The sequence below is a fragment of the Nocardioides sp. InS609-2 genome, assembly GCF_023208195.1.
In the GTDB taxonomy this organism is placed as follows: Bacteria; Actinomycetota; Actinomycetes; order Propionibacteriales; family Nocardioidaceae; genus Nocardioides.
In genome coordinates this window covers 4,281,559-4,297,789 of record NZ_CP060034.1, presented here as the reverse complement: position 1 = coordinate 4,297,789, position 16,231 = coordinate 4,281,559, and the positions used below count along the sequence as shown (strand labels likewise).

Below are 16,231 nucleotides of genomic sequence, written 5' to 3'. Positions count from 1 at the left end.
AAGTACCCGTCGGTAGATTTTGGATACACCACGCACATGCGACGATGACGAGGTGACCGATCAGCCCAGCGCACCGAGCAAGAGCATCCCCGCCCTCCCGGAAACGCCGATGAAGGCAGTGATCCACGAGGGTCTGCCCACCCAGCTTCCGGACATCGATCCCGACGAGACGACCGAGTGGATCGACTCGTTCGACGCGATGATCGACGACCGCGGTCGCGATCGCGCCCGCTACGTCATGCTCCGCCTGCTCGAACGAGCGCGCGAGAAGCAGGTCGGCGTCCCGGCGCTGCGCAGCACCGACTACATCAACACGATCACGCCGCAGCGTGAGCCGTGGTTCCCCGGCGACGAAGAGGTCGAGCGACGCATCCGCGCGTTCATCCGCTGGAACGCCGCCGTGATGGTGTCCAGCGCCAACCGCAAGGGCCTCGAGGTCGGCGGGCACATCGCGACGTACCAGTCGTCGGCGAGCCTCTACGAGGTCGGCTTCAACCACTTCTTCCGCGGCCACGACCACCCCGGCGGCGGCGACCAGATCTACTTCCAGGGCCACGCCTCCCCCGGCATCTACTCCCGGGCGTTCCTCGAGGGCCGGCTCAACGAGGAGCAGCTCTACCGGTTCCGCCAGGAGGTCCAGCACGGCGTGGGCAAGGGCCTGCCGTCGTACCCGCACCCGCGGCTGATGCCGGAGTTCTGGGAGTTCCCCACCGTCTCGATGGGCCTGACCGGCATCAACTCGATCTATCAGGCGCGCTTCAACCGCTACCTGCACAACCGCAGCATCAAGGACACCAGCCAGCAGCACGTCTGGGCCTTCCTCGGCGACGGCGAGATGGCCGAGCCCGAGTCGCTGGGCGCGATCAGGATCGCTGCGCGCGAGGAGCTCGACAACCTCACCTGGGTCATCAACTGCAACCTCCAGCAGCTCGATGGCCCGGTCACCGGCAACGGCAAGATCATCCAGGAGCTGGAGGCCAACTTCCGCGGCGCCGGCTGGAACGTCATCAAGGTGATCTGGGCCCGCGAGTGGGACGAGCTGCTCGCCCGCGACGTCGACGGCGTGCTCGTCAACCAGATGAACACCACCCCGGACGGCGCCTTCCAGACCTACTCCACCGAGAACGGCGGCTACATCCGCGAGCACTTCTTCGGTGGTGACCAGCGCCTGCGCGCGATGGTCGAGCACATGTCCGACAGCCAGATCGAGCACCTGCCCCGCGGTGGCCACGACTACCGCAAGGTGTACGCCGCGTTCGACGCCGCGACCAAGCACGTCGGTCAGCCGACGGTGATCCTTGCCCACACCATCAAGGGCTGGACCATCGACTCACTGGAGGGCAAGAACGCCACCCACCAGATGAAGAAGCTCTCCCTCGCGGACCTCAAGAAGTACCGCGACCGGCTCTACCTGCCGATCAGCGACCGCGACCTCGACGAGTCCTACGAGAACACCGGGGGGGCACCGTTCTTCCACCCCGGCATGGAGTCCCCCGAGGTCCAGTACATGCTCGACCGCCGCAAGGCGCTGGGCGGGTCGGTGCCACGACGCCTCGACCGCTCCTCCACGCTGAAGCTGCCGGCCGACTCGATGTACTCCGAGCTCAAGCAGGGCTCGGGCAAGAACAAGATCGCCTCGACGATGGCTGTCGTCCGCCTGCTCAAGGACTGGATGAAGGACCCCGAGATCGGCAAGCGCATCGTGCCGATCGCGCCCGACGAGTACCGCACGTTCGGCATGGACGCGATGTTCCCGACCGCGAAGGTCTACAACCCGGGGGGTCAGCAGTACGAAGCCGTCGACCGCAAGTTGTTGCTGGCCTACAAGGAGTCGCAACAGGGCCAGATGCTCCATGAGGGCATCTCCGAGGCCGGGGCAATGGCGTCCGCGACCGCTGCCGGCTCGGCGTACTCCACGCACGGCGAGCACATGATCCCGTTCTACATCTTCTACTCGATGTTCGGGTTCCAGCGCACCGGTGACTCCATCTGGGCGATGGCCGACCAGATGGCGCGCGGCTTCCTCATCGGCGCCACCGCCGGTCGCACCACGCTGACCGGTGAGGGCCTCCAGCACGCCGACGGGCACTCGCCGCTGATCGCGGCGACCAACCCGGCGATCGTGCACTACGACCCGTCGTTCGCCTACGAGATCAGCCACATCATGCAGTCGGGTCTGGAGCGGATGTACGGCGCCGACGCCGAGAACGTCATCTTCTACCTCACCGTCTACAACGAGCCTGTCTCGCAGCCCAAGGAGCCCGACGACGTCGATGTCGACGGCATCCTGCGCGGCATCCACCAGGTGTCGTCCACCGAGTCCGACGGTCCTCGCGTGCAGCTGCTCGCGTCGGGAGTCGGCTTCCCGTGGATCGTCGAGGCCCAGCAGATGCTGGCCGACGAGTGGGGCGTGGCCGCCGAGACCTGGTCGGTGACCTCGTGGAACGAGCTGTCCCGCGACGCCATCGAGGCCGAGAAGTGGAACCTCAACCACCCAGACCAGGAGCCCCGCAAGGCCTACGTCGCCGACAAGCTGGCCGACGCGGTCGGCCCGAAGGTTGCCGTCACCGACTACATGCGGGCCGTCCCGATGCAGATCGCCCGCTGGGTGCCCGGTGACTACCGCGTGCTCGGCACCGACGGCTTCGGCTTCGCCGACACCCGCGCGGCCGCCCGACGCTACTTCCAGGTCGACGCTCCGTCGGTCGTGGTCGCAGCCCTCCAGTCGCTCGCCGACGCCGGCGAGATCCCACGCGAGAAGGTCGCCGAGGCGTTCGTCAAGTACCGCATCGACGACCCGACGGCCGTCCGCGGTGTGGCCCAGGAAGGCGGGGATGCGTGAGCAGCCGCGCGCGAGGAACGAGCGCGGCGGCGTGGGCTCAGGCAGGTTGAGCAAGTCCCGCGACCGAGCCTGCGAGTTCGCGACGGACGCGTCGAAACCGACCAGCGAGTAGTCGGCCTCGACTCAGGCGCCTGCGTTGCCGATCGCGTGCACCGGTGCGATCGGCGCAACACCGGCCTCGGCCTGCAATGCGGGCCGGGCCGGGCCGTTCGTGAGCAGCGACCGCCAGCGCCCACGCGTGTACGCCGCGGGCTGGGTGGTGCGGATGAACTCGTTGAGGATCTTCACGAACCGCTGCGGGTGGTCCTTGTGCGGGAAGTGCCCGGCGTTCGGGATCACCTCGACCCGCGCCATCGGCGCGAGGACGGCGGCGTTGCTGGCGTGCCGCACCGGGATCACAGCATCGTCCTGGCCCCAGATCACGCACATCGGCAGGGCCTCGGTCAGGTAGGCACGGTCGGACATCGTGACGATCTGGCCGCGCCAGTCGACCACCGCGCGTACGACGTGCCGGATGGCCGCCCGCGAGCGCGGGTCCTTGAACGACTCGTAGATGTCGGCGACCTCGTCGAGGTCGCGGGCCGGCTTCCAGCCAGTGGCCGCCAGGGCCCGCAGACCGGCAACACCGATGTGCCGGACGCCCGGCAGGGTCAGCACGCCCATTGTGTAGTGGAACCCGGGCGTGGTGATGGCGCGGATCGCCGGGGAGACCTCGGGGCCGAGACCGCCGGTGGAGACGAGCATCATTCGCTCGGTGCGCTCGGGGAACTGGTAGGCGAACTGCATCGCCACGCCGCCGCCGAAACTGTGGCCGACCACGGTCACCCTGTCGATGCCCAGCACGGTGAGCAGGTCGCGCATGCCGTTGGCGTAGCCACCGACGCTGTAGTCGGCACGCGGCTTGTCGGACATGCCGTGGCCGAGCAGGTCGGGCGCGATCACGGTGTAGCGACGGGCCAGCGACTCGATGATCGGGTGCCACGTGGTGTGGTCGCAGCCGAGCCCGTGCAGCAGGAGCAGGGCCGGACCCTCCCCGACCTTCACGTACGCGCGGCGATGTCCGTGGATGTCGACGTACGACACCTCGTGCCCACTGCCTGTCACAGATCCTCCTGCGGGTGACCGATCGGAGGATTCAATCATCAACCATCCGGTCGGGCGTGCACCGACCCTGCACTAACCTCGCTGACATGGCTGTGGATAAGAGCGAGGTCCGGCGGCCGGACACCTCCCGCGGCCGGGTCGCCGACGCCCTGGCCAGGTCGACGGGCGCGCTCAGCAGGTCCGCCATGGCCCGCATGGAGTCCGACATGGGCTGGTTCCGCGAGCTCAGCGCCGAGGACCGCTCCTGGGTCGGCCTGATCGTGCAGTCCGGCATCAAGGGGTTCGTCGACTGGTACCGCAGGTCCAACGACGACCACGACGGCGGCGAGTTGGCGACGTCCGTCTTCGGCGCCGCCCCGCGCGCCCTCACCGGTGTCATCAACCTCCAGCAGACCGTCGACCTCGTGCGCCTGAGCATCGACGTCGTCGAGGGCAACGTCGACGAGATCCTCGACGCCGACGACGCCCCGGCCGTGCACGCTGCCGTGCTGCGCTACGCACGCGAGGTCGCGTTCGCCACGGCGGAGGTCTACGCCCGGGCCGCCGAGGTGCGCGGCGCCTGGGACGCCCGACTCGAGGCCCTCGTGGTCGACGCGGTGCTCCGCTCGGAGGCCGACGAGAGCGTGCTCTCGCGTGCCAGCGCACTGGGCTGGGGCGACCACGGCGACGTAGTTGTGGTGCTCGGTTCCGTACGCCGTGAGCACGCCGAGCATCATCTCTTCGACGAGGTACGTCGCCTCGCGGGCAACGCCGATATGGATGCGTTGTGCGCGACCCAGGGCGACCGGCTCGTCGTCATACTCGGTGGTGTGCGGGACGCGCTCAAGGGCGCCCAACAGGTGGTCTCGGTCTTCGGCCCGGGCCCGGTCGTGGTCGGCCCGATCACCTCCGACCTCAATCACGCCCACCTCTCCGCGCGGGCGGCGCTCTCTGCCCACCGCAGCGCCGGAGGCTGGCCCGACGCGCCCCGGCCGGTGCGCACGACAGACCTGCTGGCCGAACGCGCCCTCGGGGGCGACGGCCACGCCCGGCGCCACCTGGTCGACGAGATCTACCTGCCGCTGGCCACCGCCAAGGGCCCCCTCGTCGAGACGCTCTCGGCCTACTTCGCCTCCGGCGCGTCCCTCGAGGGCGCCGGCCGGATGCTCTTCGTGCACCCCAACACCGTGCGCTACCGCCTGCGCCAGGTGGCCGACCTGACCGGCTACGCGCCGGGTACGCCGCGCGATGCGTTCACGTTGCAGATAGCGCTCGTTCTCGGCCGGCAGTCCGGCCGCGATTCCTTGTAGGAACCCTACAAACTTTTGCCGGGCGTTTTCGTGCGCGTCCGACGCGCGCCGGAGGCCCCCGACCCGGCAGGCTGGACTAGTGCTCGTCATCGTCGCTCCCGGCCAAGGGGCCCAGACCCCCGGCTTCCTACAGCCCTGGCTGGAGGACCGCACCTTTCGCTCCCGCTTCGAGTGGCTCTCGACCGTCGCCGGGATCGACCTGGTGCACTACGGCACCGTGGCCGACGCCGACGCGATCCGCGAGACCCAGATCGCCCAGCCGCTGCTGGTGGCGACCGGCCTGATCGCCGCTCTCGAGCTGTTCCCGCACCCGGCCGACGCGTTTGCCCGCATCGGCGCCGTGGCCGGCCACAGCGTCGGTGAGCTGACAGCCGCCACCGGTGCCCGCGTCATCACCGCCGAGCAGGCGATGGTGCTCGTGCGCGAGCGCGGCAAGGCGATGGCCTCGGCCGCCGCAGTCACCCCGACGGGCATGACCGCGGTCCTCGGCGGCGACCGCGACGCCGTACTCTCCTCGCTCGACAAGCATGGGCTGACGCCCGCCAACGACAACGGCCCCGGCCAGATCGTCGCTGCCGGCACCATCGAGCAGCTCGCCGCCTTCGCCGACGACCCGCCCGAGAAGGCCCGTCTGATGCCGCTGAGCGTCGCCGGCGCCTTCCACACCGTCCACATGGAGCCCGCGGTCGGTCAGCTGGCCGCACACGCCCGGTCGGTCTCCACCCATGACCCGCGCACCCGCGTCATCTCCAACAAGGACGGCAACGTCATCCACGACGGCCGCGACGTGCTGGCACGGATGGTCGGCCAGATCGCCAACCCGGTCCGCTGGGACCTCTGCATGGACACCATGCTCGACCTCGGTGTCACCGGCATCCTCGAGATGCCGCCGGCCGGCACGCTCACCGGCATCGCGAAGCGGGCGATGAAGGGTGTCGAGACGTTCGCGCTCAAGACGCCCGACCAGCTCGACGCCGCCCGCGACTTCTGCGACAAGCACGGCGAGGCGTCCCCGATGGAGAACTCCCCGACCTGGCGGATGGTCGTCTCCCCCGTCAAGGGCATGTTCCACCGCACCGACGAGGCGATCGACGGCGACCTGCTGCCCGCCGGCACCCCGATCGGCGATGTCGCGAGCTCGCGTGACCGCGTCACCATCAGCACCGCCCACGGCGGCCAGATCGTCGAGTGGCTCGTCGAGGACGGTGACCCCGTCTCCCCCGGCCAGCCACTGCTGCGCCTTCACCCGGAAGGCTCGAACTGATGGCCGTCCTCACCACCCCGACCGGGGCAGCCCACGCGGCGATCCTCGGCGTCGGCGCCTACCGGCCCGTCCGCGTCGTACCCAACTCCGAGGTCGTCGAGGCGATCGACTCCAGCGACGAGTGGATCCAGCAGCGCTCGGGCATCAAGACCCGTCGCTGGGCGGGTCCTGAGGAGACCGTGCAGATGATGTCGGTCGAGGCATCCCGGATCGCTCTCGAGCGGGCGGGCCTCGACGCCCGTCAGATCGACTGCGTAGTCGTCGCGACCGTCAGCCACATGCTCCAGACCCCGGCCGTCGCAACCGCGATCGCCCACGAGCTCGGCACCGAGCAGGCCGCGGCCTTCGACATCTCGGCGGCGTGCTCGGGCTTCTGCCACGGCATCTCCCTGGCCTCCGACTTCGTCCGCGCCGGGAGCGCCCGCCACGTGCTGGTCATCGGCGTCGAGCGGCTCACCGACATCCTCGACCTCACCGACCGCGGCACCGCCTTCATCTTCGCCGACGGTGCGGGTGCGGCAGTCGTCGGACCCAGCGACACCCCGGGCATCGGCCCGGTCGTGTGGGGCTCCGACGGCGAGCAGTTCGACCTGATCCGCCAGCGTGAAGACTGGCGCGACGTCGTCGGCACACCCGAGGTGCCCGGCAGCGGCGTGATGCCGCACCTGATGATGCAGGGCAACCCGGTCTTCCGCTGGGCGTCGTTCGCGATGGCTAAGATCGGCCAGCAGGCGCTCGACAAGGCCGGCATCACCCTCGACGAGCTCGACGTCTTCGTGCCCCACCAGGCCAACATGCGCATCATCGACGCGATGGCGCGCTCGATGAAGCTGCCCGCGCGGGTGCGCATCGCCCGCGACGTCGCCGACCAGGGCAACACCTCGGCCGCGTCGGTGCCGCTCGCCCTCGATCGGATGATCGCCGACGGTGACGCCAAGTCCGGCGACACCGCCCTGCTCATCGCCTTCGGCGCCGGACTCTCCTACGCCGCCCAGGTCGTCGTCGTCCCCTGACCGTTCAACCAGCTCCACCACCAGATCCACCACTAGAAAAGGAACCCAGATGGCCACCACCGAAGAGATCCGCACCGACCTCGCCGACATCGTCAACGAGGTCGCCGGCATCCCCGCCGAGGATGTCCAGCTCGACAAGTCGTTCGTCGACGACCTCGACGTCGACTCGCTGTCGATGGTCGAGGTGGTCGTGGCAGCCGAGGAGAAGTTCGGCGTAGCGATCCCCGACGACGAGGTCAAGAACCTCAAGACCGTCGGCGACGCCGTCGCGTTCATCGAGCGCGCCCAGGGCTGAGCGCCCTGACGTCGCCCCAGCACATCCCTCGCACAGGAAGTAGTCGCCCATGAGCAGCACCCGTGTGGTCGTGACCGGACTCGGCACCACCAACCCCGTCGGCGGAGACGTCGCCAGCACCTGGGAGGCCCTGCTCAAGGGCGAGTCCGGCGTCCGCCGGATCGAAGAGGACTGGGGCGACGACTTCCCGGTGAAGATCGCCGGGACCGCCAAGGTCGACCCGGCCGGCGTGCTCGACCGGGTCAAGGCCCGGCGGCTCGACCGATCGTCGCAGCTGGCCCTGGTCGCTGCGATGGAGGCCTGGGCCGACTCCGGCCTCGACGGCGGGGGTGTGGAGGCGGAGCGGCTGGGCGTCGCACTGGCGTCGGGCATCGGCGGCGTGCACACCCTGCTCGCCAACTACGACACGCTCAAGGAGAAGGGCTTCCGGCGGGTCTCCCCCCTCGCCGTACCCATGCTCATGCCGAACGCCCCGGCCGCCAACGTCGGTCTGTACCTCGGGGCGCGCGCCGGGGTGAACACCCCCGTGTCCGCCTGTGCCTCCGGCAACGAGGCGGTCGCGCTCGGTCTCGACCAGATCCGGCTCGGCCGCGCCGACGTCGTGCTCTGCGGCGGCACCGAGGCAGCGATCCACGCGCTGCCGATGGCGGCGTTCGCCCAGATGATGGCCCTGTCCAAGAACGCAGGCGACCCGACCACCGTGTCGCGCCCGTGGGACGTCGCCCGCGACGGCTTCGTGCTGGGCGAGGGTGCAGGCGTGCTGGTGCTCGAGTCCGAGGAGCACGCGTTGGCCCGTGGCGCCCACATCTACGCCGTGGTGCTCGGTGCGGCGGTGACCAACGACGGCCACGACATCGCGCAACCCGACCCGAGCGGCCAGGGCGGCGCACGGGCGATGGCCGGTGCCATCAAGGACGCCGACATCGCGCCGTCCGACGTCATCCACATCAACGCCCACGCCACGTCGACCCCTCAGGGCGACATCGCCGAGGGCTTGATGATCCACTCGGTCCTCGGTGACTCCGCGGGCGACGTGGTCGTGACGAGCACCAAGTCGATGACCGGTCACCTGCTCGGTGGTGCCGGCGCCCTGGAGGCCGTGGCCACCGTGCTGGCACTCCGCGACCGGGTCTCGCCGCCGACGATCAACCTCGACGACAAGGACGCCAGGGTCGACCTTGACATCCCGACCGAGAAGCGTGAGCTGCGCAGCGGTGACGCCGTCGCGATCAACAACTCCTTCGGCTTCGGTGGCGCCAACGTCGCCGTCGTGTTCGGTTCGGCCTGAGCCACCCACCCCACGAAGCTCTTCGCTCCCCCGCTCTGATCCTCCGCGAACCAGTCGCGGGGACCCCGGAAGGACCCTGATGACCACCACCGCCGCCGCGAAGCCGGCCAAGCCGCCCCGCGAGGAAGACCCCCGCAACCCGGTGCGCCGGCTTACCGCCCTCTTCGACGAGGGCACGCTCGAGCTGATCACGCCCGACGACGACTCCGGGATGCTTGCCGCGGTCGGTCGCGTCAACGGCACCTCTGCGGTCGCCTTCTGCTCCGACGCCACCGTCATGGGTGGGGCGATGGGTGACGTGGGTTGCCGCGTCGTCGTCGACGCCTATCATCGCGCGATCACCGACGGCATCCCGATCATCGGGCTCTGGCACTCAGGTGGCGCGCGGCTGGCCGAGGGCGTGCTTTCGCTGCACGCGGTCGGTCGCATCTTCCACGTGATGACACAGGCATCAGGCGTCATCCCGCAGGTCTCCGTCGTGCTCGGCCCGGCCGCCGGTGGCGCCGCCTACGGCCCCGCCCTCACCGACGTGGTCATCCTCGGCCCCGAGGGTCGCATCTTCGTCACCGGCCCCGACGTCGTCCGCTCGGTCACGGGCGAGGACGTCGACATGCTGCGATTGGGCGGCCCCGAGCCGCACGGGCGCCGCTCGGGCGTCGTACACATCCTCACGGAGTCGGAGCAGGAGGCGCTCGAGCGCGCCCGCACCGTCGCCACCCTGCTCGGCTCGCAGGGCAGCCTCGTCGCCGAGACTGTCGAGGACCGCGACCTCGCGGCACTGCTGCCGGAGTCGAAGAAGCGCGCCTACGACGTGCATCCGCTCGTCGAGTCGATTCTCGACGAAGGCACCGCCCAGGAGCTGCACACCCGCTGGGCCCCCAACATCGTCACGACGCTGGGTCGTTTCGGTGGCCGCACCGTCGGTGTCGTCGCCAACAACCCGCTGCGCCTCGGCGGTTGCCTCGACTCTTTGTCGGCCGAGAAGGCCTCGCGCTTCGTGCGCATGTGCGACGCGTTCGGCGTGCCGCTCATCGTCGTGGTCGACGTGCCCGGCTACCTCCCGGGTGTCGGTCAGGAGTGGGACGGCGTCGTACGCCGCGGCGCGAAGCTGCTGCACGCCTTCGGCGAGTGCGTCGTGCCCCGGGTCACCCTGGTAACCCGCAAAACCTACGGCGGCGCCTACATCGCCATGAACGCCCGCTCACTGGGCGCCACCCGCGTGTTTGCCTGGCCGGGCGCCGAGGTTGCCGTCATGGGCGCCGTTGCCGCGATCCGGATCCTGCACCGACGCAAGCTCGCCGAGGTCTCCCCCGAGATCCGCCCGCAGGTCGAGGCCGAGCTGGCCGCCGAGCACGAGCGCATCGCCGGCGGCGTCGACAAGGCCGTCGAGATCGGCGTGGTCGACGAAGTGGTCGAGCCGTCAGCCACGCGGTCGGCGATCGCGCACGCGATCGTTGCTGCCGTGGACACCGTTGGCGTACGACGCGGGGCACACGGCAACATCCCGCTCTGATCCGAACTGCTCGTCGAGAACACCCCCATGGTGTCTTCTCGACCGCGGCTCCTCGCCGGCGCCGGGGTCACACCACCTGGTGCAGCCACCTGACAGGCGCGCCTTCACCGGCGTGCCTGAAGGTCTCGAGCTCGTCGTCCCACGGCTTGCCGAGCAGCTTGTCGATCTCGTTGAGCAACGTGGTGTCGCCGAGAGCAGCCTTGACGACGGCGGCCTTGAGCCGGTCCTCGGGGATCATCAGGTCGCCATGGAGACCCGTCACAGCATGAAAGACGCCGAGCTCGGGGGTGAAGGAGAAGCGCGCGCCCTCGGTGCCCGCCGTGGGCTCCTCGGTGATCTCGAAGCGCAGGTGGTTCCAGCCACGTAGCGCGGACGCCACGGCGGCAGCGGAGCCGACGGACCCGCCCCAGGAGAGCTCGGCACGGTACGTGCCGGGCTGGGCCGGCTGTGGGGTCCAGTCGAGACTCACGGCAACGCCAAGCACACCGCCCACGGCCCACTCGATGTGGGGACACAGCGCCGACGGCGCCGAGTGGACGTACATGACGCCCCGGGTGGCAGTGCGGGATGCAGCAGTTGCAGCGGTCACCATGACCTCCTTGATCACCGGCGTCGAGGTACGCCTTCCCCAGCGGTCTCGATATGGCAATCAGGTGTTACAGGTGACACGTATGTGGTTGTTGAACCCATTGTGACCCATGAGGCAGCAGAGCGCCAGTGATACGACCACGCTCGCGCCGGCGTGTCCTGCCGGCGGCCAGGTCAGCCCATCCGCTTCTCGAGCAGCTCGGCTCGCAGCGCCGCGTCGGTGATCTCGTCGCTGTCGATCGAGTGGGTGCGGTGGAACCACGCCAGGGCGTCGCTCTCGCGGCCTGCGGACTCCAGGGTGTCGGCGTACGCATAGCGCAGGCGCACCACCCACGAAGAGCGGCTCTTGGACGTCAGTGGCGCGAGCTCGAGGGTGCGCAGCGCTGCGTCGAGCTGACCCATGTCACGCCGAGCTCCTGCCTCGACGAGCGTCATCTCGGCCTTGGCCTCGGCGGTGAAGTTCGGCACCGACGGGCTCTTGGCCAGCTTGATGGCCTGCCCGGGATGACCGAGCGCACGGTGACAGTCGGCCATGATCGGCAGGTAGGCGGTGGCGCCGTTCATGCGCTTCGCTGCGCGCAGCTCGGACAACGCCTCCGCGTAGTGGCCTGCGGCGTACGCCGACTCACCAACGGCCTCTCGCACCACCGCGAGCCGCGAGGCCCGGGCGCGCGCGGCCAGGGCGTGCTGGTAAGCAGCCTCGGGGTCGTCGTCGATCAACATGCCGGCGGCTGCCAGGTGACGAGCGACGCGGGCAGCGAGCTTCTCGGGCAGCCCCTTCAGCTGGGCGATGACCGAAGCGTCGAGCTCCTTCCCGGTGATCTCCTCGGGCAGGTCCGGGCCGTCGTACTTCGCCTGGTCGACGCTGCGGGGCTCACGCTCCTCGCGCGGTCCACGGCGATCGTCGCGGCGGTTGAAGTCGCCGCTGCGCTGGCCACCACCCCGCTGGCCCGTGGGACGTTCGGAACGGCCACCTCCCGCACGGTCCGGTTGACCACCGCGCTCGGGACGCCCGGGGGCACCACCGCGCTCAGGCTTGCCTCGACCGTTCGAGCTTCCGGGACGCCCACCACTTCCGGGGCGACTGGGGCGCTGACTGCGACGTTCCTCGGCCACGACTTCACCTTTCAGGGGACTGCTCACTGCGACTGCACACGGGGGGCCCAAATGGCGTAGAGGCCACCCTATCCGGGTGGCCTCTACGGAGTGTATGTCCGGCGGCGTCCTACTCTCCCACAGCCTCTCGGTTGCAGTACCATCGGCGCTGAAAGGCTTAACTTCCGGGTTCGGTATGGGACCGGGTGTTTCCCTTTCGCTATGGCCGCCGTAACTCTGGCGGAACACAGACACACAGGTGTTTTGTTGTGTTGTGGTGTTCCAAACTTGTGTAACCGTGGTTCACCCCGTGGTTGTTGGGGTGTGGTTTTGTGGTTTGGGATCTGATTAGTGGACGCGGTTCATCTTGGGTGCGCGGTATGTACGTGGTCACTCGTGTTTGAGTGGTTTTGTACGGTGTTGGGACAAGCCCTCGGCCTATTAGTACCGGTCGGCTAGGCATTGCTGCTGTACACCTCCGGCCTATCAACCCAGTGTTCTGCTGGGGGCCTTACCCGGTTAACCCGGTGGGAAACCTCATCTTGAAACGTGCTTCCCGCTTAGATGCATTCAGCGGTTATCACTTCCGAACGTAGCTAACCAGCCGTGCCCCTGGCGGGACAACTGGCACACCAGAGGTTCGTCCATCCCGGTCCTCTCGTACTAGGGACAGCCTTTCTCAAGTTTCCTGCGCGCGCGGCGGATAGGGACCGAACTGTCTCACGACGTTCTAAACCCAGCTCGCGTGCCGCTTTAATGGGCGAACAGCCCAACCCTTGGGACCTACTCCAGCCCCAGGATGCGACGAGCCGACATCGAGGTGCCAAACCATCCCGTCGATATGGACTCTTGGGGAAGATCAGCCTGTTATCCCCGGGGTACCTTTTATCCGTTGAGCGACGCCGCTTCCACATGCTGGCGCCGGATCACTAGTTCCGACTTTCGTCCCTGCTCGACATGTCTGTCTCACAGTCAAGCTCCCTTGTGCACTTACACTCGAAACCTGATTGCCAACCAGGCTGAGGGAACCTTTGAGCGCCTCCGTTACATTTTAGGAGGCAACCGCCCCAGTTAAACTACCCATCAGGCACTGTCCCTGATCCGGATTACGGACCTAGGTTAGACATCTAGTACGACCAGAGTGGTATTTCAACGTTGACTCCACACTCACTGGCGTGAATGCTTCACAGTCTCCCACCTATCCTACACAAGCCGAACCAAACACCAATACCAAACTATAGTAAAGGTCCCGGGGTCTTTCCGTCCTGCCGCGCGTAACGAGCATCTTTACTCGTAGTGCAATTTCGCCGAGTCCACGGTTGAGACAGCGCCCAAGTCGTTACTCCATTCGTGCAGGTCGGAACTTACCCGACAAGGAATTTCGCTACCTTAGGATGGTTATAGTTACCACCGCCGTTTACTGGGGCTTAAGTTCTCAGCTTCGACTCAAGGTCTAACCGGTCCCCTTAACCTTCCAGCACCGGGCAGGAGTCAGTCCGTATACATCGTCTTACAACTTCGCACGGACCTGTGTTTTTAGTAAACAGTCGCTTGGGCCTGGTCTCTGCGGCCTTCACCGCTTCACACCGCGAGGGTGTTAACGGATCCGGCCCCCCTTCTCCCGAAGTTACGGGGGCATTTTGCCGAGTTCCTTAACCATGGTTATCTCGATCGCCTTAGTATTCTCTACCTGATCACCTGAGTCGGTTTGGGGTACGGGCGGCGCATAGCTCGCTAGAGGTTTTTCTCGACAGCATAGGATCATCCACTTCCCCAATTGGGTCCCCATCAAGTCTCAGGCACATGAACGGCGGATTTGCCTACCGTTCGCCCTACACTCTTGGCCACGGACTACCATCGCCGTGGTTGGACTGCCTTCCTGCGTCACCCCATCGCTTGACTACTACCAGTTCGGGTCCCACGCTCCGCTCACCAGCCTCGCCCCGAAGGGTCCGGTCCGATGAGTTTCGGATGGTTAGCATCACCAGGTTCGTCATGGGCGCTACTTTGCCGGTACGGGAATATCAACCCGTTGTCCATCGACTACGCCTGTCGGCCTCGCCTTAGGTCCCGACTTACCCAGGGCAGATTAGCTTGACCCTGGAACCCTTGATCATTCGGCGCACATGTTTCTCGCATGTGATTCGCTACTCATGCCTGCATTCTCACTCGTGTCGCGTCCACAACTGGATCACTCCGCTGCTTCACTCGCGACACGACGCTCCCCTACCCATCCACACACCTGAACACCGATCAAGTCGATGCTGGGCTAACGCGTGAATGCCATAGCTTCGGCGGATGACTTGAGCCCCGCTACATTGTCGGCGCGGAATCACTTGACCAGTGAGCTATTACGCACTCTTTCAAGGGTGGCTGCTTCCAAGCCAACCTCCTGGTTGTCACTGCGACTCCACATCCTTTTCCACTTAGTCACCGCTTAGGGGCCTTAGCTGATGGTCTGGGCTGTTTCCCTCTCGACTACGGAGCTTATCCCCCGCAGTCTCACTGCCGCGCTCTCACTTACCGGCATTCGGAGTTTGGCTAACGTCAGTAACCTTGTAGGGCCCATTAGCTATCCAGTGCTCTACCTCCGGCAAGAAACACGCGACGCTGCACCTAAATGCATTTCGGGGAGAACCAGCTATCACGAAGTTTGATTGGCCTTTCACCCCTATCCACAGGTCATCCCCTCAGTTTTCAACCTAAGTGGGTTCGGTCCTCCACGCGGTCTTACCCGCGCTTCAACCTGCCCATGGATAGATCACTTCGCTTCGGGTCTTGATCGCGCTACTCAAACGCCCTATTCGGACTCGCTTTCGCTACGGCTTCCCCACACGGGTTAACCTCGCAACACAACGCAAACTCGCAGGCTCATTCTTCAAAAGGCACGCCGTCACAAGAAACAAGTTCTCGCTCCGACGGATTGTAGGCACATGGTTTCAGGTACTATTTCACTCCCCGCCAGGGGTACTTTTCACCTTTCCCTCACGGTACTTGTCCGCTATCGGTCACCAAGGAGTATTTAGGCTTAACGGGTGGTCCCGCCAGATTCACACGGAATTTCAGGGGTTCCGTGTTACTTGGGAACACATCAACAGAGTCACGCACTTACGTCTACGGGGCTATCACCCTCTACGGCCCGGCTTTCCAACCGACTTCAACTTCACACGTGATTTCTTACTCTGCGTCATCGCGGCAGCAACAACAAGACACGTCCCACAACCCCACACTCACAACCCCTGCCGGGTATCACATGAGCATGGTTTGGCCTCATCCGATTTCGCTCGCCACTACTCTCGGAATCACAATTGTTTTCTCTTCCTGTGGGTACTGAGATGTTTCACTTCCCCACGTTCCCTCCACTCGCCCTATGTGTTCAGGCAAGGGTAACTGGACATGACTCCAGCTGGGTTTCCCCATTCGGACACCCCCGGATCACAGCTCGGTTGCCAACTCCCCAGGGCTTATCGCAGGCTCCTACGTCCTTCATCGGCTCTTGGTGCCAAGGCATCCACCATGTGCCCTTCATAGCTTGTCTCAACAACGTCAAAACAACTCAACTACAAAAGACCAGCACCCCCACACCACCCCACACCCACCAACCCAAACAACAGGCCAGCCACATGAAGAGTCGAGCAGGGGATACACATACTTACAGCCGCCACCAGCCAATCAAACCGGTGACGACAGATGCTCGCGTCCACTATCCAGATCTCAAACAACAACCCCACCAACCCCCCACACCCACCAACCGGCGAACACAGGACAAAGGAGGACCATTCACACCGAAAAACCACACACCCCACCCGTCACCGAGAACCCGTTTCACCGAGAACCCGTCACCGGGCTGGGGATGCCTGATTCTTCAGGACCCAACAGTGTGCCACCACCCACGCCCCCCAACCAGACCAAGACCCAGGTTCCACACCCACCCCGTCCG

The 16,231-nt window shown here is 66.4% G+C and carries 10 protein-coding genes and 2 rRNA genes; 7 read left to right on the top strand and 5 right to left on the bottom strand.

All coding sequences use genetic code 11. The features are described from left to right. Window positions 1-109: 109 nt before the first annotated feature. Complete coding sequence (gene aceE, locus H4Q84_RS22000) at window positions 110-2,842, top strand: pyruvate dehydrogenase (acetyl-transferring), homodimeric type (protein WP_248583706.1); 2,733 nt, start codon at window positions 110-112, stop codon at window positions 2,840-2,842. A 123-nt stretch (window positions 2,843-2,965) separates the two neighbouring features. On the opposite strand, the gene H4Q84_RS21995 is transcribed toward aceE, so the two are convergent. Then, on the bottom strand, window positions 2,966-3,946 hold the full coding sequence (locus H4Q84_RS21995; protein WP_248581192.1) for an alpha/beta fold hydrolase: 981 nt from the start codon (window positions 3,944-3,946) through the stop codon (window positions 2,966-2,968). 86 nt (window positions 3,947-4,032) lie between these two features. Here H4Q84_RS21995 and H4Q84_RS21990 point away from each other — a divergent pair, with 86 nt between their 5' ends. The 6 genes from H4Q84_RS21990 to H4Q84_RS21965 all read left to right on the top strand — a co-directional run bounded on the left by H4Q84_RS21990 (window position 4,033) and on the right by H4Q84_RS21965 (window position 10,608). After that, window positions 4,033-5,235, top strand: coding sequence for a helix-turn-helix domain-containing protein (locus H4Q84_RS21990; RefSeq protein ID WP_248581191.1), 1,203 nt, complete (start codon window positions 4,033-4,035; stop codon window positions 5,233-5,235). A 79-nt stretch (window positions 5,236-5,314) separates the two neighbouring features. Next, window positions 5,315-6,499 (top strand): acyltransferase domain-containing protein, encoded by a 1,185-nt coding sequence (locus tag H4Q84_RS21985; protein ID WP_248581190.1) that lies wholly within the window; start codon window positions 5,315-5,317, stop codon window positions 6,497-6,499. After that, on the top strand, window positions 6,499-7,512 hold the full coding sequence (locus H4Q84_RS21980) for a beta-ketoacyl-ACP synthase III (protein ID WP_248581189.1): 1,014 nt from the start codon (window positions 6,499-6,501) through the stop codon (window positions 7,510-7,512). The genes H4Q84_RS21985 and H4Q84_RS21980 overlap by 1 nt, the downstream gene beginning before the upstream one ends. Before the next feature lie 49 nt (window positions 7,513-7,561). After that, complete coding sequence (locus tag H4Q84_RS21975) at window positions 7,562-7,807, top strand: acyl carrier protein (protein ID WP_248581188.1); 246 nt, start codon at window positions 7,562-7,564, stop codon at window positions 7,805-7,807. A gap of 49 nt (window positions 7,808-7,856) precedes the next feature. After that, window positions 7,857-9,095, top strand: a complete 1,239-nt coding sequence (locus tag H4Q84_RS21970) for a beta-ketoacyl-[acyl-carrier-protein] synthase family protein (RefSeq protein WP_248581187.1) — start codon at window positions 7,857-7,859, stop codon at window positions 9,093-9,095. Window positions 9,096-9,174: 79 nt separating this feature from the next. After that, complete coding sequence (locus tag H4Q84_RS21965) at window positions 9,175-10,608, top strand: carboxyl transferase domain-containing protein (RefSeq protein WP_248581186.1); 1,434 nt, start codon at window positions 9,175-9,177, stop codon at window positions 10,606-10,608. A gap of 67 nt (window positions 10,609-10,675) precedes the next feature. Here the strand turns inward: H4Q84_RS21965 and H4Q84_RS21960 are convergent, their stop codons facing one another. The 4 genes from H4Q84_RS21960 to H4Q84_RS21945 all read right to left on the bottom strand — a co-directional run bounded on the left by H4Q84_RS21960 (window position 10,676) and on the right by H4Q84_RS21945 (window position 15,829). Further along, complete coding sequence (locus H4Q84_RS21960; protein WP_248581185.1) at window positions 10,676-11,200, bottom strand: DUF3145 domain-containing protein; 525 nt, start codon at window positions 11,198-11,200, stop codon at window positions 10,676-10,678. A gap of 170 nt (window positions 11,201-11,370) precedes the next feature. Then, window positions 11,371-12,312: a tetratricopeptide repeat protein gene (locus H4Q84_RS21955; RefSeq protein WP_248581184.1), complete on the bottom strand. Its 942-nt coding sequence runs from the start codon at window positions 12,310-12,312 to the stop codon at window positions 11,371-11,373. Between the two features lie 96 nt (window positions 12,313-12,408). Continuing rightward, window positions 12,409-12,525, bottom strand: a 5S ribosomal RNA gene (rrf, locus tag H4Q84_RS21950). Window positions 12,526-12,712: 187 nt separating this feature from the next. Continuing rightward, a 23S ribosomal RNA gene (locus H4Q84_RS21945) occupies window positions 12,713-15,829 on the bottom strand. Window positions 15,830-16,231: the final 402 nt, after the last annotated feature.